This window comes from Ruminococcus sp. (genome assembly GCF_024691275.1).
In the GTDB taxonomy this organism is placed as follows: Bacteria; Bacillota; Clostridia; order Oscillospirales; family Ruminococcaceae; genus Ruminococcus.
Genome location: NZ_JAILNU010000101.1, coordinates 1 through 25861 on the forward strand (window position 1 = coordinate 1; position 25861 = coordinate 25861).

Below are 25861 nucleotides of genomic sequence, written 5' to 3' on the forward strand. Positions count from 1 at the left end.
AATTGATCTATGCAGAAAAATTCCATCTGTCTTCTGTTTTCAGCTTCTTGTTTCAGCATTATTTTCACCGCCTTATTTTCTATCTTACCATAGTACACAGAAAAAGTCCAGCCGAAAGCTGGACTTTTTTGACAGGCTGCAGCTTGTACAATCCGTACAAGCTGACTTTTTTCTTCAGAAATCTTACACTTTCAAAGCTTCAGTATTATATTGAGTCGTTCCTTGTTATATTCAGCGGTAATAGTGCCGCCCATGCGCTCCACCAGAGTACGCGCTATGGAGAGTCCAAGACCTGTGGAATGATGTGCAGCTTCGACTGTGTAGAAACGGTCAAAGAGCTGCTCCACATCAACAGCGGAGAGCTCCTTTGTCGTGTTTGAAAATGTTATATCACCCGTATGGAAAAGGAAAATTTCAAGGTCGCCGCCGCTGTATTTAACAGCGTTGTTAAGCAGATTTGAGAAAACCCTTGACAGTGCCGCCTTGTTGACAAATCGTTCCACGCGTTGCTCCGTCAGCTCTATTTTCGGCTCTATGCCGCGGCTTTTCAATGCAGGATAAAAGCTGCTGATACTCTCCGCAAGAAGCTGATTTACAAAGACGTTTTCACACTCCATTTCGGTGTCGTCGGTAACTATGACCGAGTAGCGGAAGAGTTCCTCGGTAAGCTGCTTCATCATGTCGGCACGCTCGTGCATTATGTCAAGATAGCGCTGCTGCTTCTCAGTATCGCCGGTCTTGCCGAACATATCCAGATAGCCGCATATCGCCGTAAGCGGAGTCCTCAGGTCGTGGGATATATTGGTAATGGCATTTTTCAGCTCAGTATTGCCAAGCTCATAGCGAAGCTGCTGTTCACGTATTTCTTTCAGCTGCTTGTTGAGGCTGTCGGCAAGCTTGCACATATCCCTGTCGCGGCAGGAAATACCGATAAGGGCGTTGGTATCCTTTTTTATTATATCAGGCATTGCAGCTGTGATCTCTTTTGCTGATTTTTTCAAAAGGCAGACCTTGACTGTAAGAAATATAATCACAGCAGCCATGACAAAAAAGATCACATAAATCAACTCAATTACCTCATTTCATATCGTGTTTTCTGAAATAAACTATAGTGAGTATGAGCATGGCAGCGCCTGATATAACAGCGCATACCACAGTCAGAAGCGGTTTGTCGGGAGCGGTCAGTACGCTGAGGCTTTCAAGCTGTCCCTGTGGGAAGAAACGGAATATGAGCTCCGCAGTCTCATTTCCCGCGAGCGCTTCATATCCAAGCGTGGAAAAAAGCATAAGTGAGAACTGTATCAGGAACATTACGGCAACGCTGCGGACATCCTCGATAATAACGCATACGAGCATACTCATGAATATATTGCTGAGAACAAGTATAAATACAAGAAGAAGGTTTTTTACAACGTTGTCTCCATGAACTGCTGAAAGATCATAGGAAAGGAGCGAAGCTGAAACAAAAGCAGCCGTTTCGTAAACTGCAAAGAAAAGAATAGTTACCAGTGTAAAGCATATTGCCCATGAAAGGATTATATTGACTCTGCTGTGACCGATTATCAGCTTGTTTCTGATAGCTCCGCTGGTAAATTCAGTGGATATGTTAAGAGCGATGACCGCCCCGATAAATATGGGAAGTATCAGTAATGCACCGCCCTCGGGAATTGATGTGAAAGCGTTGTCCTCCTTGTTGAGAAGTACGAATATCACAGAAAGCAATGCCGTGATTATCATTCCGTAATATAATGACTTTGCCTTTAATATCCTTGACATATCAGCGTTAAGAAGCTTACTCATCACTGCCCCCCCCTACAAGAGAAATAAAGAAGCCTTCCAGAGTTTCATCGTGTTCTGTACAACTCAGTATCTCACAGTTTTCCTTTTCTAAGGCAGCCGAAAGTTTGGATATATTCGGCTTTGCATAGATATCAATGTAGTTGTCGCCGATGACCCTGTATTCAAGCTTCATATCGTCCAGAGCTCTTACAGCCGCAGAGGTATCCGTTACCGTGACTCTTATGCATTTTCGGCAGGCAGCTTCGAGATCCTCTGCGCTCATTTCGCGGACAATAGAACCCTTGTCGATAAAGCCGTAATGTGTTGCAAGCCTTGCAAGTTCATCAAGGATATGTGATGAGATAAGGACAGTGATATTGCGCTCACGGTTGAGCTTTAGTATAAGCTCGCGTATCTCAATGATGCCCTGCGGATCAAGTCCGTTTATGGGCTCGTCGAGAATGAGAAAATCAGGATTCCCGCAGAGAGCAACTGCGATACCGAGGCGCTGTCTCATACCGAGGGAGAAATCCTTAGCTTTCTTCTTGCCAGTATTTTCAAGTCCTACAAGCTTCAGCAGCTCCGTTATCCCTTCAAAGCTTGGAAGCCCGAGCAGTCTGTACTGGTATTTCAGGTTATCCTGTGCAGTCATTTCGGGGAAAAGTGACGGAGTTTCCACAACAGCGCCGATACGCTTGCGTGAGTCTGATATCGCAGCATCCGTGTTTTTTACGCCGTATATCTCAAACTCGCCATCCGTCGGGAACTGCATACCGCATATGAGGCGTATCAGCGTGGTCTTGCCTGCGCCGTTCCTGCCTACAAATCCGTAAACAGAGCCCTTTGGCACACTCATGGTCACGCCGCTGAGAGCTTTGAAATCCTTATATTGCTTGCAAAGAGCATTAGTTTTCAGAACATAGTCCATATTATGACCTCCTTTTGTTTCTGAAAACAGTATATCACACAAAAGTTAAGAAATCGGTTAAGGAAACAGTTAAGATAGGGTTAAGTTTTTTTCGTCATCATAAAGCCAATGCCCCAGACCGCTGAGATATATTCTTTTCCTGTTACCGCTTTCAGCTTACGGCGCAGATTATGGATATGTATTTTCAGTGAATCCTCGGTACAATCGGGAGTATCATCGCTGATACGCTCCAGTATGGTCAGCTTTGCCACCACCTGCTCGGGATTCTGCATCAGAAGCTTCAGTATGGCATATTCCGTCCTTGTGAGCTTTATCTCTGTACCATTAACATCAACGGTATGAGTGTCTGTATTCAGCGTTATACCGCAGAAGCTCAAAGCTGCCTTGTCCGTATTGCCACTGTTTTTTCTGAGCTGTACAGCGATACGGGCAAGAAGCTCCTGCATATCGAATGGCTTGGTGATGTAATCCGCCGCGCCGCCGAGGAGAAGCTCCACCTTGTCTGCAACATCAGCTTTAGCGCTTACTATAATAACAGGGATATCCTTTATCTGAGGAAGGAGCTTTTCTCCGCTGAGTCCGGGGAGCATAAGGTCAAGGAGTATCAGGTCTGGCTTTTCTTTTGAGAGCAGCATAAGAGCCTCAGTGCCCGAATATGCCGCGGAAATCGTGTAGCCCTCGGCAGTCAGGGCTTCTGAGAGCATTCCGCTGATATGTTCGTCATCGTCGAAAATAAGAATGTGGGACATAGTTCACCTCGAAACATTTTTATTATAGCATTTATTATATCATTTATTTTAGTGAATTGCAAGTTTGAAAATCATTTGTGGGATTATTTCTTATGCATTGCAGAGCGCACATACCATGTCAGTTGTATATAAGTGCGCCCTTGGTCTTAACAAGAGAAATATCACTACTGGGAATTCATGAAAAGTACAGTGCTTATGAAGACAGAAGTGCTTGTTTTTTATTGTAGTAGTACAGAAAAATGATTCCTACAAAAGCATTAACGGATTACATTTTTGATTTCAAATGGATTTCGGAATATGATGATTTTCAGTGAAAGCGTCTCCTGCGATACAGAGAAAAACTGAAAGAGTTTTTGGCTCATTCAGAGCGCTTGGGAGAATAGCAAGCATCGCCAGTGCCAGTACACTTTGGCATTTCACTCAAAAGCTGTATTTGCTTTTTCAGCGGGGAGCAAGCATATCAAGTGTACGTACACTTTCGATTTTTTGAAAAATCGAAACACTTGCGGCTTGCTTTACTGAGATATTCCCAGTCCCTTTGTCTTTATGCTGAAATTAGTATAAGCTCAGCTTGCTTTTCGACGAAAAATATTATATTTGAACACAGTTTTTTCTTCAGAACAACTTTCTACGAAATGAACAATTTCCTTTTGGTATTTTACAGTAGTTTTCGAGAAATTCAGCGCATTGTATAAACAGGGAAAATCTTATCTCAGATAATTATAAGTCACCAAAGAATACTTCAAATTACAGCATTTATTTCTCGGTATACTTTAATTTGCATTATTGTCGGAGTTATGATACAATAAAGGCACAGGATTTCCAGTAAGCTCTGTCACAAAAAATGTTTGATACATAAAAAAAAGTAGTGACAAGTCGGAAAATCTGTGGCATAATTTCAGCATAGTATTCGACTGTCGGAAAGGAAAGTTTTATGTACAGACAGTCATTTAAAATCATCACCTCTAAAGTAACGGAGGTGAGCTTATGAACATTCAGGAACGCAGAAACAAAGACGGCAAGATAACTTCATATCGTATCAGAGTTTTCGATCACCGCGATACCGAAAACGGGTAAACAAGTTTTCAGAAATCTCTCTATTAAATATGACAACAGCTAGAGCGAGAGCTGGAACAGGAAAAATGCCGAGAAGCAAGCTGCAATATTCGAGAAAGGTATAGAGGAACAAACTTTAACAGATTCACGAATTACTTTTGCAGAATATGCAGAGTATGTTATCGGTATTAAAGAGAAGTCCGACATTACTGAAGGTACAGCTATAGCCTACCGACAAGTGCTCAAAAGTATAGAGAAGCATATCGGTCACATTCAGCTTAAAAATCTCGTACCGAATGTACTGAACAAGCTATACTCCGAACTCCTTGAATGTGGTAAAAGCAAGAAACATGTGAGATATATCCATAGTGTAATACGCATAATTCTTGCATTTGCAACAAAAGAAGGTATTATTCCGAAAAATTATGCAGCTTATGCTACACCGCCCAAAAAGGAAAAGGTGGAGATAAAGGCTCTGACAGAAGAACTTCAGAATTTTTTCAAAGCTCTTTATTCAGAAGGAACAAACTATACCTAGGAGAACATCTCAAGGTAGATGCAGCAAGAAGCTGGCTCACCTATTTTAATGAGACTCACGGCCTTCCGCATTTCTATCCGCATCAGCTGAGACATACAGCAATCAGTTTACAGCTCAAAGCAGGTATCTTACTGATGTTGCCAGGCGTGCAGGACATTCGAGATCTGATACAACATTAATGTATTATGCTCATTCGATGACCGAGAATGACAGACATTCCTGTGAAGCCGTAACCAAAATACTTCCTGATAAACCTGAAATCAAGGGAGCATAAAACAAGTTACCGCAGTTGACCAAAAGCTACAAAAGTTGCCCTTTTGTTGACCAAATGCATATTCAGTAATGCAAAAGGACTCTTATGTGGCTTTGTTATGCGGTATAAGACAAGATTGTTCAAGTAAATCGGAATTTCATGAGTTACAAAAATGGAATGGAGGAATACTAAATGAAAGACTTAGGAGCAAAAGCGTTTTCTTACGGATATGCATCACCCGTATTGATGGCAGCGACATACAACGATGACAATACAGTTAATGTGATGAATCTTCACGAAGTGACCAGAACAAATGCCGGAGATCTGGTATGCTGTATCGGCAAGCCGAAAAAGAGTCATGCGAACATCGAAAAGAGAAAAGCTTTTACCCTTACTCTCGCCAATGAAGCCTTAATGAAGGAAAGCGACTATCTCGGTACAGTATCAGGATACAGAGTTCCCGACAAGTTTGAAAGAACAGGTCTGAAAGCGGTAAAAAGCAAATTTGTAGACGCACCGATCATCGTCGGCAGTCCTGTGGTCATTGAGTGCGAGCTTATCGAATTTATTGAAAAAGGCAATTTCACAGCTGTGCTTGCGAGAGTAGTAAATATGGCGGCAGATGAAACCGTGCTTGGCGAAGACGGTAAGATCGACACAGGAAAAATCGGAATGATCTTCTGCGAATCCTTCAGTAACAGCTATTACAAACTTGGCGAGAAAGTTGGCAAGGCTTGGAGTGAAGGAAAAGTATTCTTGAAATAAACAAATCCTGATATATTTTATCAGCCGTGTAAAATGATAATGCAATGCCCCGAAGCATTTCAACTGCTTCGGGGCAAAACTTCTATATAAGTATCTGTATTAAAGACTGCCTTTTGAAGTGTATTATTTTATCACAATGGGTTCGGACCAATAGTCCTGATTGTATATATCCGAGAAGCGGTAGAGGATATGACACGCACCGTTTCCGACATTGGTATTGCTGATGGCCATATTTTCGGAATATGTTATCTGGTCGCCGATGAAGTAGCTGTCCTGATACTCCATATCATAGCTGTAGTAATCGCAGATGAAGTCCAACTTGTCGCCGACATTGAGCTCAGTGAGGTTCTTAGCAACTGCATTTGTTTCACCGTTAACGTAATCTGTTGAAGCACCTGCGATATATCCGTCGGGGTGAGAATCGTCAAAAACGATAATGAGATTAACTCTTTCGCCGTTGAGAAGTGCGGGCACATAGCCTCTGGTGATCTGTTCTGAGCCGTTATTTGTTGTATCGGTGTGATAGTAAGCAACTACATTTCCGTTGATCGAGAGCCAGTTCTTTTCGGTGTCGGCAATAAGGTCACCGTCATCTGTAAACGAGTAGATGTTGTCAAGTCCGAGGTCGATATATCCCGTACCGTCGTCGTAGAACATATTAAGATCGAGCTTGTGGACCATTTCCCACTGTGATTCGGAGAGCTTCATGGTGTATGAATTGTTATTCTTCTCCCATGTGAGCTTAGAAGCGTCAAAATAGTGGGTCGAGAGGTACTCTGCTTCATCATCAATGTCTGTATCTTGCATGAACTCTGTATTTGTGCTGTCAAGACCGTCTATGCTTCTTCCGCCGCCAAGGAAGCTTGAAAGGAGCGAGCCTATCATGTCTGCGCTGCCTGATGAGCCTGATGAACCGCCGAGTCCGAACAGTGAGCCAAGAGGCGAACCGGTGCCGCCTGCTGCGATCTGTCCGCCTGTTTCAAGCTTTGCGAACTGCTTGATGCACTTTGAGTACTCGGAATCCATTCCGATCTTGTCGTAAGTTTTGCAGGCGCTGTCAACGTAAGATGTGCGCTGATATGGGAAGTATATCGAAACACCGTAAGCATTGGTCATGTTTGATGATGTTTTGTTGTACTTTACTGCATTCTTGAGTGCTTTTGTGAGAGCTTTTCCTTCGGAAGTTCCGACATTCTCAGCAAGGTTTACAAGATCTACCTGATCTATTCGGCTGCTTTCGGCAAATTCTCTTGTGGAGTATCTTGCGTTGGAAATATCCTTGTATTCGTCCTTGGATATCTTTGTGCTTATAGATTTTGCGAAAGCGTTAAGGTCATTGGGGACGGTATTTGAGAACTCGGCAAGGTCGATAACGGAAAGAGTGGTCTTCTGACCGCGGCACTTCTTTGCACACTCTGAAACGAAATCGTCTACGATATTCTTTCCGATGTCAAGTGTAGGCATTGAGGTGTTCTTGCCAAGCTTTGTGAGCCAGTTTGTGTAATACCAGCCGATACCGGGTTCTGTTTCCTCAGATGCGATGAGGTAGTCTGCGTGTTCATTGAGCATGAGAGCTGTTTCGGCTGTTGCCATGAGGCAAGCGTCAAAGCCGATAAAGTCGAACTTTACCTTGCTTGCTCTGAGCGCCTGATCTACTCCTGCAAGGCTCATAGAACCGCTGCTTTTGTTCTTTTCATCGTAGCCGTAGCCTGTTACAGATCCGCCGCCGTGATCCCAGAGAATGAGTTCATTTCTGTTAGCAGGGAAGTGCTCGGCGCAGAACTGAATGAATGAAGAAAGATTATTCGGGTCGGTCATAGCCTTATTTCCAGCATCATCAACAAGTCTGTCGATCTGACCGTTCTTGATCTGGTAGATCTGGTTGACCTTGTTGCTGACACCGTTTGTTTTCCACTTTGAGCAGCCGCCTGTGAATACAATGACATTTACATTGTCGCCGTATGAAGCGTTTTTCATTTCTTCCATATCAGACGATGCCATGCCGTACTTTGATTCAAGGTCAGTGCCGCACATATATACCATTATAGTAACAACGTCCTGATTATTTCCTTTGATGACAGTTCTCTTGTCGCGTGAGCCTGTTGCAACGCTTGTATCAACAGCAGTATCACTGGTAGAGCTTCCTGCTGATGTGTTTGATGAGCTGAAATCAAATCCTGCAGGAGCAGAACCGCTTCCGCCTGTGAGGGAGCCCATAAGATCGCCTGCACCGCTGCCGCCTAAGAATTTGAATATAAGTAAGCCTATGACAAGGAGAGAAGCAAGTCCGCCACCGCCAGCCGCAGCTCTTTTCATTCCGCCGCCTCCGCTTGTTGAACTGCCTGTATAACTTCCTGAGCCGACAGGTCCTGTTCCGAGTCCTTCGCCTCGTCTATGTGCTCCATTACCGCCTGAAGTGACGTTTTTGCGTCTGCCCTGCGGTCTGTTCTGATTAGGATCCATATTTACCTCCGTGTGTTTTACTCTTTAGTGTGGAAAAATGCTCACACACATATATTTTACACATTTTCACATGGAATGTCAAGGAAAATAGCAGATCAGAAATGGATTTTGTAAAAAAAAAGCACAGTGCCGCTGCCTTAGACAACACTGTGCGTTATATATTTTTATTGCTTTAAAATCAGTTTGCGGAGCGCGATATTATCGAAAACATCTATTGTTCCGTCGCCGTTTATGTCTGCTGCCGAAGGCTCTGTGAGAGCTGCTGTGCCGAGAAGATACTTCTGGAGCATTACGAGGTCGGCAGTGTTAAGAGCTCCGTCAGCGTTAACATCTCCGACGATAAGCTTTTCTTCCTCAGCGATAATTGGTTCGAGCACGAATTTCTGTGTGTTTGCACCTGTGAAAGCTTCCATGCCGAGCTTTTCTGTATTCAGCTCTATGCAATTTTCGGCATTAAGTACAGAGTAGGAGCCGTCCTTGTTGCAAATGATACGGAAGCTCTGTTGTTCTGAGCCTGTGAACTCAGAGAGTGAAAGCTCATTGTTACCGACAGTAAGAGCTTTTCCGGACATATTTTTTATTGAATAGCTGCCGTCGTCAAGCTTTGTAAAGTTCCAGATATTATCGTTGAGGGTGCTGCTGTTCTGTGTGAGCTGACCGTTGTGGCTGCCTATGGACTGACCGCTGTCAGTGCAGCGTACAGTATAGTTACCGTTGCTTACAAATGAATGAACGGGAGTGATGCTCCATATCTGACAGCCGCCCTCCCAGTAATTCCACTGATTAACATTGCCGCCGTTTTCTTTTGACCATTCGTAAACATCAAGACCGCCTGTATCCTTTGAGCATTTGGATACTATACCGTACTCAGTGCCGAACTTCTTTAGCTTAAAGAGCTGATTGTCTGCGCCTGTGTACTGCTGAAGCTCCACATTCACGCCGTCGTCAGCGGAATCCTGAGCAACTGCTATACACCTGGACTCGTCACCAATGGAAACAATGCGGAAATAGTCCTCATCAACAGATATAAAGCGCCACTGCTGTGCCCAGCTGCCGTTGCGCTCCCACTGCTGGATATTCGTACCGATATCCAGTTTTCCGTTTGGCAAGTCTATAGCTTTGCCGCTGTTATGATTGATAATATAATAAGGTACGCCGCTGAGAAGCTCGGTTTTGCTGAGATATTCAGCCTTGCTGCTTCTCGAGACAGTATCGGCTTTGTTGATGAGCTGAGAGTTTTGGTCTGTGAAGTCGGCTGTACCGGAACGGTCGCTGCCGCTGAACTGTTTTGTCTGAGCTCCCCATATAGTCTGGTTGTTGCTGCCGACTGCTGTAAAGGACATGACCTTTTTGCCGTTTTCGTCCTTGGCAGCGAGGAAATATCCGTAGTAAGCCTGTCCGCCTATGGTTATTTCAGCTTCGGCGTTGTCCTTAGCCTGTGACCATTTACCGCTTACGCTTCCGCTGATAGTTCCGTCCTCATTGAGCTTTATCGTACTGTAATTGATTATCTTTCCGTCTGTGGAGTTCCCGTGGTTAATGAACTCATATTCGCCGATGATATCGGATTCGTTGTAGCCGCTTGCAGAGATATCATCTCCCGAATACTCATAGGGAGCAACTACAGGCCAGCCTTGTGAATTGAAATACATGGAATGTACGCGGACTTCGTGGTATTCTGCACCGTCATCAAAACGTGTATGGTAGAACAGATACCACTTGCCGTCATCATCGCGGAGTACCGAGTTATGTCCGCAAGCCATGTAAGCTTTGCTGAGAGAGCTGAATTTATAGTTGCCCATTACTTTCAGACCTGTGGAATTAAGATCGGGATTTGTGGGGAGAACAGCCTGTCTGCCTGCGGGGTCTGTAAAGGGACCGAGTGGCGATGCTGAGCGGAACACACGCATATTGTAACCGCCTGTGGAGGTCAGTCCGCCGAAGGTTACCCATAAATAATAGTAGCCCGTGTCGGCGTTGTACTCGATGAAAGGTCCTTCACCTGATTTTCCGTAGCCGCCCGATATTTTTGTGCCGAAGTAGCTGTCCACCATTCTGCCGTCAGATGTCGTACCGGTTTTCGGGTGTATGCACTGACCTGTCTTAGGATCTATTTCAAGGGAAAAAATACCTCCCGACCATGAACCGTAGCACATATACATTTTGCCGTTTGTATCAAAGTAGATAGTTGGGTCGATGGCATTAGGGAAGAGCTTGTTGTTGAAGTTGTTCTTGTTGAACCAGCTGTTGTTGAAGGTCACCTTGCCCTGAGCGATAAGCTCGTCAACGTTAGTGGAGGTGTATTTTCGGTTGACGTTTTTTGTGTTGCTTTTAGCATAGCTGTCGTTATTGGTGAAGCCCGAGTATATCAGCGTATCCACAAATGTGTACGGACCTTCGATATTCTTTGAAGCTGCATAAGCGATGACCGAGCGCATATAGGTCGATGAGGTGCAGAAGTACATGAGGTATGCGCCCTTGGTGCCGTCTGAGTTTATGTAATCAGCGTCCCAGACCACATCAGGAGCCCATACAGCAAATCCGCCTGCACAGTCTTCAAGGTCTTCGCCGGCCCATGCGAAGGCTTTTTTCAGGTTCTGGGAAAGGTTGCCGAACTCCACATTGTTTGTGGTGGCATATCCGTTTGAAAAGCGTTTCCAGTTTTGCAGGTCTTTTGATTTTGCGGCTTCAATATGAGAGCCGAAGACATAGTATGTGTCATTTGTTTTTATTATCGACGGATCGTGTACCGATACACGATCTACGGCAGCTGCTGAAATGCCTGTAACAGCCGATAGCATCATGCAGCCCGACAAAACAGCAGCAATTAGCTTGTTAGTTTTCATTTTAATATCCTCCAATACAAGTTTGCTGATAGTATTATAGCTTTTTTTGTTGATTTTGTCAATAAAACGTAGATGCACAAAAATATTTTAGATATGTATAATAATATTTGATATTGTATGTGTTTTTATAGTACCAGAAATAATGTCCTTACTTTAATTAAATTTATGGAATCATACGATTTTTTTGCCGAACTATTTGCATCGGTGTCAAACTGTGCTATAATCTATATGTATTCATGAATATTCAAAACTGAAAAGGTAAACGGTGCCTCTGCCGTTTTGGCGGTACAAGAGGGTAAAAGGGAAGCAGGTGAAAATCATGCACGATCTCGTCACTGTATTGGAGCAGCATACTTCCATGCTCTGAAGGGCAGCCACTGAGAAATCGGGAAGGCGGAAAATGTGTTATTGCTCCTGAGTCAGGAAACCTGCCGTTTATCGGTACAGAGCTGTTATGCTCAGATCACGAGGCATTGATCGTACCATTGCTCCGTTTTTACAGGAGCTTTTGTTGTCATGCCTTCCGTTATGCGGAGGGTATTTTTATGCACGACCTTTGTCTTTGAATGATGACAGGAGGAAATGAAAATGAAAAGAATGATCGCTGCTGTTTCAGCACTCACACTTACTGCTGCTTGTTTCGTTTCATGCGGAAGCGAAAAGAAAGATGATAAGACCGAAAAGGCAACCGAAGCAGTAACAACTGAGGCTGTAACTACAACAGAGGAGGCTGCTACAGAGGAACAGACGACCACTGAGGCTGCTGAGGAAGATGATGAGGAGAATTACGATACAGGAGATGCTTCTCTCGACAATGTACGCAATCAGGACGATATCGGTGAGAATGAGCTTCTCGTTATCAGCTTCGGTACAAGCTTCAACGACAGCCGCCGTCTTACTATAGGAGCTATTGAGAACGCTCTCGAAAAGGCTTTCCCGGATTATTCTGTTCGCCGCGGATTTACTGCTAATATCGTTATCGACCATGTTGAGAAGCGTGACGGTATAAAGATCGACGACATTGAAGATGCACTCAAGAGAGCTGTAGATAACGGCGTAAAGAACCTTGTTGTTCAGCCGACACACCTTATGAACGGACTTGAGTATGAGGAACTCACAGACAAGATCGCTGAGTATTCCGATGCATTCGAGAAGGTTTCTATTGGTGAGCCGCTCCTTATGAGCGACGATGATTTCACTAAGGTAGAAAAGGCTATCACTGACTGGACTAAGGAGTATGACGACGGTGAGACTGCTATCTGCTTCATGGGTCACGGTACAGAGGCAGATTCCAATGCTATCTATCAGAAGATGCAGGATCTCCTTGCTAAGGACGGATTTGCAAACTACTATGTAGGCACTGTTGAGGCTGAGCCTTCCGTTGAAGATGTACTCGAAAAGGTAAAGGCAGGCAGCTATAAGAAGGTTGTCCTTGAACCTCTTATGGTAGTTGCCGGCGACCACGCTAACAACGATATGGCAGGCGACGAAGAGGATTCATGGAAGTCAATATTTGAGGCTGAGGGCTATGAAGTAAAGTGCTTGCTGAGAGGTCTTGGTGAAAACGAAGAAATCCAGAAGCTTTATGTTGAACACGCTCAGAAGGCTATAGATTCAATCAAATAAATATCAGAGCAGTCGACGTTATGTCGGCTGCTTCTTTAAAAGGTGATAATTATGAAAAAAAGTATTCTTATATCCGCTGTATTGCTTGTTGCTGCGTCATTCTGCTCATGCTCGGACAACGCCGCGCCTGAAACAAATGTGGAGACAACTACAGAAGCCGTTACCACTACTGCTGCCGAAACAACTGCCGAGCCGACTACCGAGCAGGTAACAGCTCCGCAGCAGGAAGTAGGCTATGATGGGATGAAGGCTTTATCTGCTGATTCCGTAAAAGAGGGCGAGTACGATATAAATGTTGATTCAAGCTCGTCCATGTTCAAGGTAACAGCCTGCAAGCTAACAGTCAAGGACGGTAAGATGACCGCTAAAATGACTATGAGCGGAAGCGGCTACGAGTACCTTTTCATGGGAACAGGCGAAGAAGCTGAAAAGGCTGATGAAGCTGATTATATACCTGCTGAGGAAAGCAGCGATGTTGTTGAGTTCATTGTACCTGTTGAGGCTCTTGACAAGGAGATAGATTGTGCAGCTTTCAGCAAGCGCAAGGAACAGTGGTACGACCGCAAGCTGGTTTTCCGTGCTGATTCGCTTCCTGTTGAAGCTCTTGGCGACGGTGCTGTGACAACTGTCGAGTCACTTGCGCTGGCTGACGGCGAGTACAAAGTGGACGTAAAGCTTGACGGTGGTTCGGGCAAGGCAAGTGTGCAGTCTCCTGCAAAGCTCACAGTCAAGGACGGCAAGGCTTCCGCTGAGATAATCTGGAGTAGCAATAAGTATGACTATATGATAGTCGGTGAAGAGAAGATACTGCCCACAACTACAGAGGAATTTTCCGTATTCGATATCCCTGTTTCGGGCTTTGACTATAAGTTGGCTGTTAAAGCCGATACTATTGCAATGAGCACTCCTCATGAGATAGAGTATACGCTTTTCTTCGACTCTGCAAGTATAAAGAAGTGATATGGTAAAGCGTATTTTTATTACAGCTTCAGCTGTTCTGATGCTGTTCGGCTGTTCGGCAAAGAGCGGCGGCAGTACGGAAAAAGCTGCTTCACAGGGCAGACAGCTGGAGCTGAAATATGCTAAGCAGTTTTCGGCGGAATACCTTGACAATGGCTGCACAAGGGTATCAATAGGCGATGATGATTACCTTGTAGTCCCCGAAAATGCAGATGTCCCTGCGGACACGAACGGCGATATCATTATAAAGCAGCCCGTACTGAATGTGTATAACGCTGCGTCATCGGCTATGGATCTCATTGACGGCGCAGGGGCGTTCGACCATGTCTCTATGACATCGACAAAGTACGATGACTGGAGCCTTCCTGCTGTGAGAAATGCTATGGACAGCGGAGCGCTGACCTACGTAGGCAAGTACAGTGCTCCTGATTATGAGGCTATCCTCGAATCTGACTGCGGACTTGCTATAGAGTCCACGATGATCTACCACAGCCCCGAGGTCAAGGAAAAGCTGGAAGCTCTCGGCGTACCTGTCCTTGTGGAACGTTCAAGCTATGAGAGCGACCCTCTCGGACGTATGGAATGGATCAAGCTGTATGGTATTATTTTCGGCTGTGAGGAGCAGACCGAGAAGTTTTTTGACGAAAAAACAAAACAGCTCGAAAGCATTCTCCTCGACGAAAAAAGCGGTAAAACGGCAGCATTTTTCTATATCAATTCTTCGGGCGGAGTTGTGGTGCGAAAGCCTGCCGATTATGTTCCCGAGATGATACGCATGGCAGGGGGAGAGTACATTTTTAATGCCGATGATCTGAATACCGATGAGAATTCGCTTTCGACCATGACTATACAGCCCGAGTCTTTCTATGAAAAAGCATGGGACGCTGATGTGCTGATATACAACAGCACGATAGCAGGTGAGGTATCTACTGTTGACGAACTGCTCGAAAAGTTTCCGCTCCTCAGTGACTTTTCAGCAGTTAAAAGCAGTGATGTGTGGTGTACCGAGAAGAATATGTTCCAGCAGACAACAGGTGCGGCGGACATGATAGCGGAGCTGCACAGTATTTTTACAGGTGAAGCAAAATCAAAAATGTATTTCATTTACCGTCTGGAGGATAAATGATGAAAACTCGTAAACTTCGATTTATCGGCGGATATACAGCACTTATTCTTCTGCTCATCGGACTTGCTCTGCTCAATATATGTGCAGGCAGTGCTGATATCGCACCGTCACACCTGATAAGCGCACTGAGAGATCCCGATTCCGACAAGGTAGCTTACAATATCATAACAGGGCTCAGACTGCCGCGTACTGCTGCCGCAGTCATACTTGGCGGAGCACTGGCGGTCTCAGGTTTCCTGCTTCAGAATTTCTTTGCAAACCCTATCGCAGGACCGTATATACTTGGCGTTTCATCGGGAGCAAAGCTTGTCGTTGCTCTGCTTATGGTATACTCACTTTCTCACGGTTTTGCTCCGAACTCATTTGCGATGGTTGCGGCAGCTTTTGCAGGTGCAATGATATCTATGAGCTTTATTCTTCTTATTTCCGCTAAAGTAAGGCGTATGTCAGTCCTTATTGTCTGCGGTGTAATGATAGGTTACATCTGTTCGGCAGTTACGGATTTTGTTGTGAATTTTTCTGACGATTCCAATATTGTCAATCTCCATAACTGGTCCATGGGAAGCTTTTCGGGAATAGGCAAAAGCGACGTGATAACCGCAGCTTCGATAGTTTTTCCTGCTTGTATATGCGCGTTCATGCTATCAAAACCGATGAATGCCTATCAGCTCGGTGAGCAGTATGCAGCAAACTCAGGCGTACATATAAAGGCGTTCCGTGCAGCGCTTATCCTGCTTTCAAGTGTGCTTTCAGCTTGTGTTACGGCTTTTGCGGGCCCCGTTTCCTTTGTGGGAGTTGCTGTTCCGCACATAGTAAAAAGCATTTTCAGGACTGCCAGACCCATATACATTATCCCTGCCTGTTTCCTCGGAGGGGCAGTGTTCTGTCTGCTGTGCGACTTCATCACGAGGACGGTATTTGCTCCGACCGAACTGAGTATAAGCACAGTAACTTCCGTATTCGGAGCGCCGATCGTTATTTATATCCTTATGCACAGAGAGAGGAGAGCTAAAAATGAGTGAAGCTGTACTTCGCGCAGAGAAGCTTTCTGTAGGATACGGTAAAAAAGTGATAATCAGCGGTGTGGAGCTCACTGCCGAATGCGGAAAGATACTCACTATAATAGGGCCTAACGGAGCAGGAAAATCAACGATACTGAAAACCATATGCCGTCAGCTCGAACCGCTCGGCGGAACTGTTTTCATCGGAAAGGAAAAGCTGGAAGAACTGAGCGGAAATGCACTTGCGCGGACTGTCTCCGTGCTTCTCACAAACCGTGTAAAGACCGAATATATGCGCTGCATTGACGTTGTTGAGATGGGAAGATATCCGTATACCGGAAGTCTTGGTATACTTTCCTATGAGGATAGGGCGAAAGTGCGTGATGCCATGAAGCTGGTGGATATCGAGATGCTTGCTGACAGGGAATTTGACAGGATAAGTGACGGTCAGCGTCAGCGTGTTCTGCTTGCAGGCGCAATATGCCGCGAACCTGAGGTGCTCATACTTGATGAGCCGACAACATTTCTCGATGTCAAATACAAGCTGGAACTTATGAGCATACTGAAAAAGCTCGCCTCTGAGCGCAATACCGCTATTATCCTTTCACTCCATGAGCTTGACCTCGCACAGCGTGTGTCGGACAGGATAATATGTGTCAGAGGTGAAAAACTTGACCGTACAGGTACTCCCGAAGAAATTTTTTCGGGAGACTACATAAGCGGTCTTTACGGAGTTTCTGCGGGAAGCTTCTGTGAGAGCTTCGGAACACCTGAACTCGGACGTTGTGAGGGAGAGCCTGAAGTGTTCGTAATTGGCGGCGGAGGAAGCGGCATAGATGTTTACCGTTCACTTCAGCGCAGGGGAGTGCCTTTTGCGGCAGGTGTGATCCATGAAAACGATATAGAGTTCCCTGTAGCCCACGCATTGGCTTCAAAGCTCATCACTGAAAAGCCGTTTGAAGCTGTTACGCAGGAGAGCTTTGAAAGCGCTCTTGCGGTCATGAAAAAATGCAGGTCTGTCATATGCAGCGTCAGCAGATTCGGTGCTGTGAACGAGTACTGCCGCAGACTTCGCGATGAAGCCGAGCAGCTCGGTATATTGACAAAGGAGCTAAAAAATGAGCGATAAAGAAATGCTAACTAAAAAAACAGTGGTGCTGCCGCTTACACTGCTTTGCTGTCTGCTGTGGGGAAGTGCTTTTCCGTGTATAAAGCTGGGATACAGTTTTTCGGACATTGCTTCCGATAATACTTTTTCGCAGATACTGTATGCAGGCATGAGATTTACTCTTGCAGGCGTTCTCGCGCTTATCATCGGCAGTATCGTCGAAAAAAAGCCGCTGTTCCCAAGGGTGGAGACTTTTCCGAAAATTGCGCTTTTATCGTTATTTCAGACGATTTTGCAGTATACCTTCTTTTATATAGGTCTTGCCCGCAGTACAGGAATGAAAAGCTCGGTCATCACTGCGTCAAATGTGTTCCTTTCCATCATTGTATCAGCGCTGGTGTTCAGAACAGAGAAGCTTACCCTTCGCAAGATGCTTGGGTGTGCGGTAGGCTTTTCGGGAGTTATCCTCATCAATATAAGCGGAATAGGCGGCAGTTTCAGTTTGACAGGTGAAGGTTTTGTATTCTTTTCGGCACTGTCGTATGCGTTTTCAGCAGCACTTATAAAGCGTTTTTCGCGGAGAGAAGACCCTGTTCTGCTGAGTGGCTGGCAGTTCATTTTTGGCGGCATTTTTATGATGCTTTTAGGTTTGGGAGCAGGCGGAAGAATGATGAAGTTCAATGCTTCGGGAAGTCTCATGCTTATTTATCTTGCCGTTGTTTCAGCAGCAGCTTTTTCCATATGGGGAACGCTTCTGAAGCACAATCCTGTTTCGGCTATATCGGTATTCGGCTTTATGAATCCTGTTTTTGGTGTTATACTGTCATTTTTGCTGCTTTCGGAAAGAAACTCGGCAGGTCCGCTCAGAGTGGCATTTGCTCTTGTTCTTGTAACAGCCGGTATAATAATCGTCAACCTTCCAAACAAAAAACGATCATCTGAAAAACAACGCATTTAAGATTATTTTAACTTGAAACAACGCAAAATAGGCAAAAATCTCTATTTTACATACTATTTACATACAATCCGATGCAAAAAGAACTCCCTGTTGATTCGTTCAACAGGGAGCATTTTTTATTTATTGATCTTTCGCATTTCACTTATCAGAGTCTTTATATCTTGATGAATATAGACCTCAGCAGTGGTATTGAAATTTGCGTGACCGATGATTTTCTGAAGATGTTCAGGTTTTACACCTGCCGCCGAAGATATCGAAGCGAACGTGTGACGTGTACAATGTGGTGTCAGATCTGTTGCATCGATCTGAGCTGCGGCGAGTGCAGCGTAAAAGACATTAGTGCGAAATTTGTGTATAGTCATTGGAAACAACTTTCCCGTTCGTGCATCTTTGCACCAATCATGCACGAACGCTGACAGCTCAGGTATGCTCTGAGGTATCGGAACGATACGGTTCTTGCCGGCTTCGGTCTTTTCTCCGCCTATAATGTACCCTTCTTCAAGGTGAACATCTTCTACTGTTATAGCCGTGACTTCACCAATACGGAATCCGGTATATATCATAAACAGAACAGCCTGGACATTTTTATTATCAGAGTGGATCCAGAGCTTTTTTATTTCCTCAGAAGTGAAGATACGTTTTTCTTTCTTCTCAAACTTTGGTATTTTCACAAATTCAGCGTAATTCTTAGCAATGATATCATTCTCCATAGCACACTTGCAAAGCATTGTCGCCATTGCTTTTATGATCTCCGCAGAGCTCTTGGAAGTAGCTGCATTTACTATCTCTTGTACGTGTGCTGTTCTAAGCTCTCTCACAGGCATTTCCTGCACGTTTTTGAAGCGTTTCCACATCGAGGAGTATAATTCTACCGCCGACTTTGAAACGCCCTTAAAATGCGTTTTAGACCATATTTCGTAGATGTCTGACAGAGTGGCGTTGTAGAGCTCAGGTCTGCCGTTTTGAATAAACTCATCAAGAGCTATCCGGGCTTCGTTTCTGGTGGGGTAGCTGCCTATGTATTGTCTGCCTTTGCCGTACTTACTGGACGGCGCAAGAGCTATCCACGGCTTCTTATAGCGTTTGTCGAAATGGATAGTCCCGGTTCCGTGTTCTCGCTTGTGATATTTAGGTTTTGGCTTGACGGTCTGCTTTTTACCGCAGTAATTGCAGTATGCAGAGTTGTCAGGTATTTCTTTCCCACATTTGATGCATAACATAATATCCCTCCTTGACATTTCAGGAGAGCTATGATATACTTAACTTGCAACGTTATGATTATATCATAGCACTCATTATCCCCTGCGGTATTACCAGTACCGTGGGGGATTTTTTATTATATAGTGATCCCTCCTTATTTTTCAAGATAATCTTTCAGTTCTGAGAGCCATTGAGGTATATTGCTGCCTTTTGTTATGAGTTGACCGTTTTTATATTCAGCTTTCTCTACAAAGCCGTTCTCGTTATCATAGAAGCGCACTTCATTGCAGTAGGGCAGGACCTTAGCGAGGTCGTCAAAGCGTTTCAGATAGCGTCTCTCAACGTCTGAGGACGGTATATCGTGACCGCCTTTTTCTACACGGTTCTTTATTCGCTTTATGCTTTCTTCTGAGGAGCTTACTCCTACATAGTACAGTCTTATATAGTAATCAAGGTCACGGGCTCTCTGGATAGTTTTTACGGTCCTTACACCTGACAGAGTAGTTTCCTGTGTGAAGTTGATACGCTTTTTAAGGCAGTCATCTATAAGAGATATAGCAGCCTTGCCGCCTTTTATGCGATCACCGCCAAGCTCAGCGGTAAGCTTATCGGTGTCAATGATGATGCCAAGCTCTGAGCTCTCAGCAGATAACACTCCTGATAGGCTGCTTTTGCCTGAGCCGTTTACTCCGCCGATTATTGTGTATATATTCATAACTCATTCTACCTTTCCGATGACCTTACCCACGCACTTATATTCCTTAGCATAGATATCATCATATTCTGGATTTAGTGAGATAAGGCGGTCTTCACCTTTCTGTTTTACGTAGCCTTTACCATCGACGATAAACACGCCTATTTCGCCTACGTCGATATCATCACAACACTTTATACACAGCTGATCGCCGTCAGATATCTCAGGTTCCATGCTGTTGCCGTCCACAGGTATTATTATATCAGCTTCACGCACCTGCGGACTGTCCGGGAATTCTCGCATCTCAATATTTTCATCATCAAGTAATTCTCCTGTGCCTGCACTTGTAAGCAGACAGGAGAATTTTTTTGTTATCATCTTCCTAAGCTCCTGAGCTGACACTTCACGGCTCTGCTTCGCAGCAGCTCCAAGAGCTATCATTGTATCTATAATTACTTGACGTTTATCTTCTGGAAGCTGTAGATAGACTTCAAGAGCGCTTTTTTCTCCTATTTCGAGACCGAGTGGAGCTAATGTGTCAGCCCCAGGCTCGCGTCCGAGAAGATAGTCGGTTGTTACGTCGTAGAAGTCGGCGAGTTTCATGAGCACTTCTAAAGACGGTGTTACGCTGTTTTTTTCACGTTCATATTTTTGATAAGAACTTAGGCTCACACCTAAAAGGTCGGCGGCTTCTTCTTGATTAATACCTTTTTGTTTTCTCAATTGCTTAAGTTTTATATTTATATCCATTATATCATCTCCAATCTATAATATAGCAAATTGATTGCTATTTAGATTATAGCATGATTATTGCTGTTTTGTCAATAAGTACTTAAAAATTAGCAAGAATTGTGCAGATTGCATTAAAAAACACAAATAATTCGTTCAATATTTCAGCAATAACATTGCTAACTTTATATTGACAATTAGCAATGATTGCGCTATTATATTCTTGCAGGCAACGGAAGCCTACAGAAAAAATGAAAAGGGGGTGGGAGGGAAATGATAGGCTACTTTGTATTACGCAAAAAAGTTAGAGAGCTTGAAGCAGAACTGAGATTCAAGGATAAGGAAATTGATAAACTGCATGAACAGCTTGAAGCGACATTATCTCATGGTGAATACAAAAGCGATGAATACTGTCGCATTTGTACATATCATATTCAGCTAAGAAGTGGTTATTTCTTCTGTTCCAAATGTGATAAAGCTCCGTGCGAACATTTTAAACTAAACGAAGAATTATATCCGTTGCAGACACAGCAAGAGCAAGCAGTGAAATAATCAGTGCCGCCCAAGCATGAAAAGACGTGCGTCGCATTTCTCGATGTTCTTCGTAGTATTTTTCATAAGCAATCATGCCGTTATTTGTGATAACAAGTTCGGGAGATTCAGTTGTGCTGCCGTCACGATTAACTTTAGAAGTTTTATGAGCGATAAGACCTTTATCAAGCAGAATATCTGTAATATCATCACTAATTATGAGATATTCAGCTCGTTTGAATTTCTTTAAAAGCTCGTATTCTTTTTTAGTTATATCCATTTTATTCACCTCCTCTCCATTACTTATTATATCAGGGCGGCGGTGATAATTCAAGGAGGTGAAAACATGACAGAAACGAAAAAAGATATTCGTAGTACTTCGCCTGAGAACTTCGAAAATTTGTATGAGTCACTTGGTGAAAATGAAAAGGCGCTTATCAGCGCTTTTATGGATATGACATTTGCAATGCTAAAAAGTATGCGGTGCTTAAAGAAAACTAAACAAGAAAGTGAGGGAAGAGAATGAATGAAATTATCAAGATCAACAACGACAACAATGACCGCCCTACAGTAATGGGCAGAGAGCTGCACAAAGCTCTGGAAATCAAAGCCAGATATAACGACTGGTTTAAAAGAATGTGCGAATATGGATTTGCCGAAAATTCGGACTATATAACTCTTACTCAAAAAAGAGTAACAGCTCAGAAAAACGAAGTAACGTACACTGACCACCAGCTCACCATAGACATGGCAAAAGAGATATGCATGATACAGCGCAGCGATATCGGCAGGAAGTGCAGACAGTACTTCATCGAGGTCGAGAAGCAGTGGAACTCTCCTGAAGCTATTATGGGTAGGGCGCTCAAATATGCAGGTCAGAAGATAAAGCAGCTCGAACAGGAGCGAGACAACACCCCTATCAGCGCACAGCAGGCTGAAGAGCTGAAAAAGGAAATGAGGATAAAGTCTATTGACTTGTGCAGCTCAGGCAGGCTCTATGACGATATCGGAATAGAAATCAAGATCGAGCTTCGCAGGGAGCTGTGCAAGGCTATGAATGTAAAAGAAGTTGAGCAGATAGTTGTCGGACAGTTCGATGCAGCTATTGAGTTTTGCAGAACGTTCAAGCCAGACACGATGCTTAGAACAACTATCGATGCGAGACGGCTACAGCTTAAAGCTATGAAAGGAGCATGAACTATGGCAAAGGTAATGGTCGTTATAGGCATCAAGGACGCTGCGAAGATACTGCGTGAACATGGTATGCAGATATCTGATGCCGACCTGAGAGCAGGGATTGTGCAGCGTGTATACCCGTTCGGGGACGCGGTCGTCGTAACGAAAGAGCCTGTATTCCACATCTATATGCCGCTGCTCAGACAGTGGATAGAAGCAAGATCGGAGGAGCAGGCGTGATAACAGTACTCGGGATAACGCTTATCGTGGTACTTTCGGTACTCACATTGAGGAAGCTCTGATGTGGATGAATCGTAGAGTTGAGGACAGGATAGAACGCCGTGTACTTGGCACGACAAATAAGTAAATAGGATGTGATCGAAATGACCGTAAGAGGGAACTGAATAACGTTTTTAACACGCGCGTGTGTTAAAACGTGCGTTAAATAACGCTTATAAGCATTTGCGACCGACATGAATGTCGGCGGCAAGTGCTATTTTTATACCCAGATGAAAGTGAGGTACACTATGGAAAACGAGAACACCACTCCTGCAGAGGAGAAGGACAAGAAGCCCGAGGCTGAGAAGCCTGCCGAAGAGACGGCAGCAGCTGAGGAGACCAAGGCTGAAACAGCCACAGAAACGCCCTCAGAAGCCACAACAGAGCAGACGGAGGGAACTGCACCCGAGACTGCTGAGACAGCTCCTGCTGCTGAATCTGAACAGCCTGAGAGCACGCTCGAAGCAGCGCCTGACTATAAAGCTGAGAACGATGAGCTCCGTGCTGAGAATGCACGTCTGAAAGCTCAGTTGGAGGCACACAATGCAGGCTTCAAGGGTGAGTACATCGAGGACGCTGTGCTTATTGCCGAGAATGCCGCCAAGCGTGACGGTATCACTATCGTGGAAGCTTTGCAGGCAGTTGCAAAGAAATATCCCGAGTGGAAGCATACCGCCGACGATAGGGGCAAGAGTGGCTTCAAGGTTGGAGCTGAAACGCCAAAAGAAGACAATACCGCGGATGATGACAAGCTTGATGAAGCTTTTGGCATTCACCGCAAAAAGTAAGAAAGGACTGATAATATGCCAAATACTATTAACTATGTTGCTCGCTTTGAAAATAAGCTGAGAGAACTCTACGGACAGGAGCTGACTTCCGACGCTCTTTTCCATTCAAACCTTGATATCAAGGTAAACGGCGCTAAGGATATCAAGATACCTAAGCTGACCGTATCGGGCTATAAGGATCATACAAGAGGTTCACTCGGATTCAACACCGGCTCATATGCTAATGACTACGAGAATAAGAGCCTTGACCACGACAGAGACATTGAGTTTGCTGTAGATCCTATGGACGTTGACGAGACTGACAGTGTTCTTTCTGTTGCCAATATCCATAGCCGCTTCGAGAAGACGCAGGCTATTCCTGAACTTGACTGCTACACATTCAGCAAGATTTATTCCGAAGCAAGCCGTGTTAGTGCAACGATCAAGACATCTGCTCTGACAGCATCGAACGTTCTTAGCGACTTCGACGACAATCTTGTAGCTCTGGAAGATGCAGGCGTACCGCTTGACAGGGTTATCCTGTTCTGTACAGCTGCTTACAAGAAGCTTATCAAGCAGGCAACAGATATTCAGAGAACGATGAATGTCAACAGCAACAATGGTGTTATTGACAGAACAGTTCATACTCTCGACGATATCACACACATTCAGGTAGTTCCTTCGGCTCGTATGAAGACAGCTTTCAACTTCACGAATGGCTGCGTTCCTGCTGACGGAGCTAAGAATATAGACTATATCCTTATTGATCCAGAATGCCAGGTATCGAGAGTTAAGTACAGCTACATTCACTTCTTTGCACCAGGCACAGACAGCCGAACAGCTGACAACTATCTGTACCAGAACAGAAGATACAACGGCACATTTGCTATCGATCAGCTCTTTGCTCAGGGCTGCATCATGCACACAACAAACCCCTGACAAGTCTCACTGTTGGAGCCGAGAACAGTGAGACGGAGCTTTTCGGCGTAAGTGTAAGTGATATCCAGAGCGACGTATCAATTAGTGACGGCAATGCTACAGGAACATTAAAGTATCTTGCAGCAGGCAATGCTATTACTAACGTGTGGGGAGCAGGTAACTTCCTCGCTCTCAAATTCACAGCATCAAACTGGAGTAACTACACATCTGTAAAGGTCGGACTTGAACCTTCCGTAAGCAGCGGACTTGTTGAGCTTATCAATGATCCTGATAAGAACGGCGTGTTCAAGGTAACAAACAAGGATATCCAGCGCTTCAAGGTCGTTGCTATAAACAGCAGTGGCGGAGAAGTTACACAGTATATTAACCTTAACGGTCTGACCTGTGAATCATCGTAAAGGAGGGACGATATATGACAGCGCGTAAGGATAATAAGGTCTACAACGTAGACAAGAACAATAAGGCATCATATCTCGCAGCAGGATATGATATCTATGATGACAGTGGAAAGCTCATTGAGCGTTCCGCATCAAGTACAGTGAGCCGCAAGGAGTATGATGAGCTCCTTGCAAAGTATAACGCTCTTGCAGCTGAAAAGCTTGCAGCTCCGGCAGAAGAGCAGCCAAAAAAGAAGGGAAAGTCAGGCGGTGAGCCTGATGTATCTGAATCCAAGTGAATACAGCGGTGATATCCCTGCGGAGCAGCTCGAAAGCAGAATTCGCAGGGCTTGCCGTGACATTGACAGCCTAACGTATAACAGGATAGTCAAGGCAGGCTTTGAGAACTTGACAGAGTTTCAGCAGGGGCTTATCAAAGAAGCAGTACAGTTGCATATGGACTTTTGCTTTGACAACGCGGAGCTGCTTGACAGTCCGCTTGCTGCGTACTCAATCAACGGTGTAAGCATGAGCTTTGACAAATCGAAAATAGTAACGGTTGGCAGCGTAACTACATCAAGTGAGGTTTACAGTCTGCTTATGCAGACGGGACTGTGCTACAGGGGGCTGATATGACATGAAATATCCTCAGCTTGTGCCTGATAAAGTGTGTAAAACCCCCATAACAGTGTACAGGGAGAGCGGTCTTAATATGGACGGCTCTCCTAAGCGCACTATCACATATGAGGGAAAGTGCAACTACTCAGAAAAGACTGTACAGCGTATGACTGCTGACAAGCAGATCATAACACTTAATGCAGTAGCTCTATTCAATGGTGATATTGCTCCCGACGCTGATACTATCGAGGGTGATGTTGATGTGCTCAGCGGTATACATCGCCACATATACGCAAGTCAAAAGAACCGCAACCCTGATGGTACAGTCAACTACACGCGATTGGAGCTAATCTGATGAAGGTGGAGATCAGTCTTTATCCTGTTGCAATAAGGAG

The 25861-nt window shown here is 44.6% G+C and carries 27 protein-coding genes, 1 pseudogene and 1 riboswitch; of the genes and pseudogenes, 18 read left to right on the forward strand and 10 right to left on the reverse strand.

Going from position 1 to position 25861, the window contains the following annotated elements; all coding sequences use genetic code 11:
* Positions 1-191: 191 nt before the first annotated feature.
* The 4 genes from K6G33_RS12480 to K6G33_RS12495 form a co-directional block, all read right to left on the reverse strand.
* Positions 192-1001 carry a sensor histidine kinase gene (locus K6G33_RS12480; protein WP_367270506.1) on the reverse strand — a complete coding sequence of 270 codons (810 nt, stop codon included), beginning with the start codon at positions 999-1001 and terminating at the stop codon, positions 192-194.
* Positions 1002-1077: 76 nt separating this feature from the next.
* The gene (locus K6G33_RS12485; protein ID WP_296780007.1) at positions 1078-1800 is read right to left on the reverse strand and encodes a hypothetical protein; all 723 of its coding nucleotides are present in this window, start codon (positions 1798-1800) and stop codon (positions 1078-1080) included.
* Positions 1793-2707 carry an ABC transporter ATP-binding protein gene (locus K6G33_RS12490; RefSeq protein WP_296780010.1) on the reverse strand — a complete coding sequence of 305 codons (915 nt, stop codon included), beginning with the start codon at positions 2705-2707 and terminating at the stop codon, positions 1793-1795. The genes K6G33_RS12485 and K6G33_RS12490 overlap by 8 nt, the downstream gene beginning before the upstream one ends.
* An 80-nt stretch (positions 2708-2787) precedes the next feature.
* Complete coding sequence (locus K6G33_RS12495; protein ID WP_296780013.1) at positions 2788-3456, reverse strand: response regulator transcription factor; 669 nt, start codon at positions 3454-3456, stop codon at positions 2788-2790.
* A gap of 1207 nt (positions 3457-4663) precedes the next feature.
* On the opposite strand from K6G33_RS12495, the gene K6G33_RS15295 reads away from it, so the two are divergent.
* Positions 4664-5050 carry a phage integrase SAM-like domain-containing protein gene (locus tag K6G33_RS15295; RefSeq protein ID WP_367270507.1) on the forward strand — a complete coding sequence of 129 codons (387 nt, stop codon included), beginning with the start codon at positions 4664-4666 and terminating at the stop codon, positions 5048-5050.
* Positions 5051-5495: 445 nt separating this feature from the next.
* Positions 5496-6068 carry a flavin reductase family protein gene (locus tag K6G33_RS12500; RefSeq protein WP_296780016.1) on the forward strand — a complete coding sequence of 191 codons (573 nt, stop codon included), beginning with the start codon at positions 5496-5498 and terminating at the stop codon, positions 6066-6068.
* Between the two features lie 123 nt (positions 6069-6191).
* On the opposite strand, the gene K6G33_RS12505 is transcribed toward K6G33_RS12500, so the two are convergent.
* Both K6G33_RS12505 and K6G33_RS12510 read right to left on the reverse strand, forming a co-directional pair.
* On the reverse strand, positions 6192-8531 hold the full coding sequence (locus tag K6G33_RS12505; RefSeq protein ID WP_296780019.1) for a clostripain-related cysteine peptidase: 2340 nt from the start codon (positions 8529-8531) through the stop codon (positions 6192-6194).
* A gap of 164 nt (positions 8532-8695) precedes the next feature.
* Positions 8696-11377, reverse strand: a complete 2682-nt coding sequence (locus tag K6G33_RS12510) for a family 43 glycosylhydrolase (protein WP_296780022.1) — start codon at positions 11375-11377, stop codon at positions 8696-8698.
* 246 nt (positions 11378-11623) lie between these two features.
* A riboswitch (cobalamin riboswitch) is annotated at positions 11624-11828 on the forward strand.
* Positions 11829-11965: 137 nt separating this feature from the next.
* Between K6G33_RS12510 and K6G33_RS12515 the strand changes: the two genes are divergently transcribed.
* From K6G33_RS12515 to K6G33_RS12540, 6 genes are read left to right on the forward strand one after another with little or no spacing between them, the layout of a single operon-like run.
* Positions 11966-13003 (forward strand): sirohydrochlorin cobaltochelatase, encoded by a 1038-nt coding sequence (locus tag K6G33_RS12515; protein ID WP_296780026.1) that lies wholly within the window; start codon positions 11966-11968, stop codon positions 13001-13003.
* 51 nt (positions 13004-13054) lie between these two features.
* Complete coding sequence (locus K6G33_RS12520) at positions 13055-13963, forward strand: hypothetical protein (RefSeq protein WP_296780030.1); 909 nt, start codon at positions 13055-13057, stop codon at positions 13961-13963.
* A 1-nt stretch (position 13964) separates the two neighbouring features.
* On the forward strand, positions 13965-15089 hold the full coding sequence (locus tag K6G33_RS12525; RefSeq protein WP_296780032.1) for an ABC transporter substrate-binding protein: 1125 nt from the start codon (positions 13965-13967) through the stop codon (positions 15087-15089).
* A complete protein-coding gene (locus K6G33_RS12530; protein WP_296780034.1) occupies positions 15089-16111 on the forward strand; it encodes an iron ABC transporter permease in 1023 nt (340 codons plus the stop codon). The genes K6G33_RS12525 and K6G33_RS12530 overlap by 1 nt, the downstream gene beginning before the upstream one ends.
* Positions 16104-17219: an ABC transporter ATP-binding protein gene (locus K6G33_RS12535; RefSeq protein ID WP_296780037.1), complete on the forward strand. Its 1116-nt coding sequence runs from the start codon at positions 16104-16106 to the stop codon at positions 17217-17219. The genes K6G33_RS12530 and K6G33_RS12535 overlap by 8 nt, the downstream gene beginning before the upstream one ends.
* Positions 17209-18156, forward strand: a complete 948-nt coding sequence (locus K6G33_RS12540) for a DMT family transporter (protein WP_296780040.1) — start codon at positions 17209-17211, stop codon at positions 18154-18156. Before K6G33_RS12535 ends, K6G33_RS12540 begins: the two co-directional genes overlap by 11 nt.
* 116 nt (positions 18157-18272) lie before the next feature.
* On the opposite strand, the gene K6G33_RS12545 is transcribed toward K6G33_RS12540, so the two are convergent.
* The 4 genes from K6G33_RS12545 to K6G33_RS12560 all read right to left on the reverse strand — a co-directional run bounded on the left by K6G33_RS12545 (position 18273) and on the right by K6G33_RS12560 (position 21590).
* The gene (locus K6G33_RS12545) at positions 18273-19376 is read right to left on the reverse strand and encodes a tyrosine-type recombinase/integrase (RefSeq protein WP_296780043.1); all 1104 of its coding nucleotides are present in this window, start codon (positions 19374-19376) and stop codon (positions 18273-18275) included.
* Positions 19377-19510: 134 nt separating this feature from the next.
* Positions 19511-20071, reverse strand: a complete 561-nt coding sequence (locus K6G33_RS12550; protein WP_296780046.1) for a zeta toxin family protein — start codon at positions 20069-20071, stop codon at positions 19511-19513.
* Positions 20072-20074: 3 nt separating this feature from the next.
* The gene (locus K6G33_RS12555; RefSeq protein ID WP_296780048.1) at positions 20075-20800 is read right to left on the reverse strand and encodes an XRE family transcriptional regulator; all 726 of its coding nucleotides are present in this window, start codon (positions 20798-20800) and stop codon (positions 20075-20077) included.
* Between the two features lie 472 nt (positions 20801-21272).
* The gene (locus K6G33_RS12560) at positions 21273-21590 is read right to left on the reverse strand and encodes a hypothetical protein (protein ID WP_296780051.1); all 318 of its coding nucleotides are present in this window, start codon (positions 21588-21590) and stop codon (positions 21273-21275) included.
* A 66-nt stretch (positions 21591-21656) separates the two neighbouring features.
* Here K6G33_RS12560 and K6G33_RS12565 point away from each other — a divergent pair, with 66 nt between their 5' ends.
* The 10 genes and pseudogenes from K6G33_RS12565 to K6G33_RS12610 all read left to right on the forward strand — a co-directional run bounded on the left by K6G33_RS12565 (position 21657) and on the right by K6G33_RS12610 (position 25821).
* Positions 21657-21836, forward strand: a complete 180-nt coding sequence (locus tag K6G33_RS12565; RefSeq protein WP_296780054.1) for a hypothetical protein — start codon at positions 21657-21659, stop codon at positions 21834-21836.
* Positions 21833-22507 carry an antA/AntB antirepressor family protein gene (locus tag K6G33_RS12570; RefSeq protein WP_296780057.1) on the forward strand — a complete coding sequence of 225 codons (675 nt, stop codon included), beginning with the start codon at positions 21833-21835 and terminating at the stop codon, positions 22505-22507. The genes K6G33_RS12565 and K6G33_RS12570 overlap by 4 nt, the downstream gene beginning before the upstream one ends.
* Before the next feature lie 3 nt (positions 22508-22510).
* A complete protein-coding gene (locus tag K6G33_RS12575) occupies positions 22511-22726 on the forward strand; it encodes a hypothetical protein (protein ID WP_296780060.1) in 216 nt (71 codons plus the stop codon).
* A 40-nt stretch (positions 22727-22766) separates the two neighbouring features.
* Positions 22767-22853 (forward strand): annotated as a pseudogene (locus tag K6G33_RS12580) (ABC transporter ATPase); the annotation flags it as partial.
* Positions 22854-23013: 160 nt separating this feature from the next.
* The gene (locus K6G33_RS12585; protein ID WP_296780062.1) at positions 23014-23553 is read left to right on the forward strand and encodes a hypothetical protein; all 540 of its coding nucleotides are present in this window, start codon (positions 23014-23016) and stop codon (positions 23551-23553) included.
* A gap of 15 nt (positions 23554-23568) precedes the next feature.
* Positions 23569-24471 (forward strand): capsid protein, encoded by a 903-nt coding sequence (locus tag K6G33_RS12590; RefSeq protein WP_296780063.1) that lies wholly within the window; start codon positions 23569-23571, stop codon positions 24469-24471.
* 143 nt (positions 24472-24614) lie between these two features.
* Positions 24615-24869 carry a hypothetical protein gene (locus K6G33_RS12595; protein ID WP_296780067.1) on the forward strand — a complete coding sequence of 85 codons (255 nt, stop codon included), beginning with the start codon at positions 24615-24617 and terminating at the stop codon, positions 24867-24869.
* 14 nt (positions 24870-24883) lie between these two features.
* On the forward strand, positions 24884-25147 hold the full coding sequence (locus K6G33_RS12600; RefSeq protein ID WP_296780069.1) for a hypothetical protein: 264 nt from the start codon (positions 24884-24886) through the stop codon (positions 25145-25147).
* Positions 25128-25484 carry a hypothetical protein gene (locus K6G33_RS12605; protein ID WP_296780073.1) on the forward strand — a complete coding sequence of 119 codons (357 nt, stop codon included), beginning with the start codon at positions 25128-25130 and terminating at the stop codon, positions 25482-25484. The genes K6G33_RS12600 and K6G33_RS12605 overlap by 20 nt, the downstream gene beginning before the upstream one ends.
* 1 nt (position 25485) lies before the next feature.
* Positions 25486-25821, forward strand: coding sequence for a hypothetical protein (locus K6G33_RS12610; RefSeq protein WP_296780077.1), 336 nt, complete (start codon positions 25486-25488; stop codon positions 25819-25821).
* The last annotated feature ends 40 nt before the right edge of the window (positions 25822-25861 follow it).

What these genes read in the sequence shown, in the direction of transcription:
- K6G33_RS12550 (WP_296780046.1), bottom strand. Translation starts at nt 20,071, where the DNA reads ATGAATATATACACAATAATCGGCGGAGTAAACGGCTCAGGCAAAAGC.
- K6G33_RS12605 (WP_296780073.1), top strand. Translation starts at nt 25,128, where the DNA reads ATGTATCTGAATCCAAGTGAATACAGCGGTGATATCCCTGCGGAGCAG.
- K6G33_RS12525 (WP_296780032.1), top strand. Translation starts at nt 13,965, where the DNA reads ATGGTAAAGCGTATTTTTATTACAGCTTCAGCTGTTCTGATGCTGTTC.
- K6G33_RS12540 (WP_296780040.1), top strand. Translation starts at nt 17,209, where the DNA reads ATGAGCGATAAAGAAATGCTAACTAAAAAAACAGTGGTGCTGCCGCTT.
- K6G33_RS12555 (WP_296780048.1), bottom strand. Translation starts at nt 20,800, where the DNA reads ATGGATATAAATATAAAACTTAAGCAATTGAGAAAACAAAAAGGTATT.
- K6G33_RS12590 (WP_296780063.1), top strand. Translation starts at nt 23,569, where the DNA reads ATGCCAAATACTATTAACTATGTTGCTCGCTTTGAAAATAAGCTGAGA.
- K6G33_RS12495 (WP_296780013.1), bottom strand. Translation starts at nt 3,456, where the DNA reads ATGTCCCACATTCTTATTTTCGACGATGACGAACATATCAGCGGAATG.
- K6G33_RS12510 (WP_296780022.1), bottom strand. Translation starts at nt 11,377, where the DNA reads ATGAAAACTAACAAGCTAATTGCTGCTGTTTTGTCGGGCTGCATGATG.
- K6G33_RS12505 (WP_296780019.1), bottom strand. Translation starts at nt 8,531, where the DNA reads ATGGATCCTAATCAGAACAGACCGCAGGGCAGACGCAAAAACGTCACT.
- K6G33_RS12585 (WP_296780062.1), top strand. Translation starts at nt 23,014, where the DNA reads ATGGAAAACGAGAACACCACTCCTGCAGAGGAGAAGGACAAGAAGCCC.
- K6G33_RS12560 (WP_296780051.1), bottom strand. Translation starts at nt 21,590, where the DNA reads ATGGATATAACTAAAAAAGAATACGAGCTTTTAAAGAAATTCAAACGA.
- K6G33_RS12520 (WP_296780030.1), top strand. Translation starts at nt 13,055, where the DNA reads ATGAAAAAAAGTATTCTTATATCCGCTGTATTGCTTGTTGCTGCGTCA.
- K6G33_RS12535 (WP_296780037.1), top strand. Translation starts at nt 16,104, where the DNA reads ATGAGTGAAGCTGTACTTCGCGCAGAGAAGCTTTCTGTAGGATACGGT.
- K6G33_RS12570 (WP_296780057.1), top strand. Translation starts at nt 21,833, where the DNA reads ATGAATGAAATTATCAAGATCAACAACGACAACAATGACCGCCCTACA.
- K6G33_RS12565 (WP_296780054.1), top strand. Translation starts at nt 21,657, where the DNA reads ATGACAGAAACGAAAAAAGATATTCGTAGTACTTCGCCTGAGAACTTC.
- K6G33_RS12490 (WP_296780010.1), bottom strand. Translation starts at nt 2,707, where the DNA reads ATGGACTATGTTCTGAAAACTAATGCTCTTTGCAAGCAATATAAGGAT.
- K6G33_RS12515 (WP_296780026.1), top strand. Translation starts at nt 11,966, where the DNA reads ATGAAAAGAATGATCGCTGCTGTTTCAGCACTCACACTTACTGCTGCT.
- K6G33_RS12500 (WP_296780016.1), top strand. Translation starts at nt 5,496, where the DNA reads ATGAAAGACTTAGGAGCAAAAGCGTTTTCTTACGGATATGCATCACCC.
- K6G33_RS12485 (WP_296780007.1), bottom strand. Translation starts at nt 1,800, where the DNA reads ATGAGTAAGCTTCTTAACGCTGATATGTCAAGGATATTAAAGGCAAAG.
- K6G33_RS12545 (WP_296780043.1), bottom strand. Translation starts at nt 19,376, where the DNA reads ATGTTATGCATCAAATGTGGGAAAGAAATACCTGACAACTCTGCATAC.
- K6G33_RS12530 (WP_296780034.1), top strand. Translation starts at nt 15,089, where the DNA reads ATGAAAACTCGTAAACTTCGATTTATCGGCGGATATACAGCACTTATT.
- K6G33_RS12600 (WP_296780069.1), top strand. Translation starts at nt 24,884, where the DNA reads ATGACAGCGCGTAAGGATAATAAGGTCTACAACGTAGACAAGAACAAT.
- K6G33_RS12575 (WP_296780060.1), top strand. Translation starts at nt 22,511, where the DNA reads ATGGCAAAGGTAATGGTCGTTATAGGCATCAAGGACGCTGCGAAGATA.
- K6G33_RS12610 (WP_296780077.1), top strand. Translation starts at nt 25,486, where the DNA reads ATGAAATATCCTCAGCTTGTGCCTGATAAAGTGTGTAAAACCCCCATA.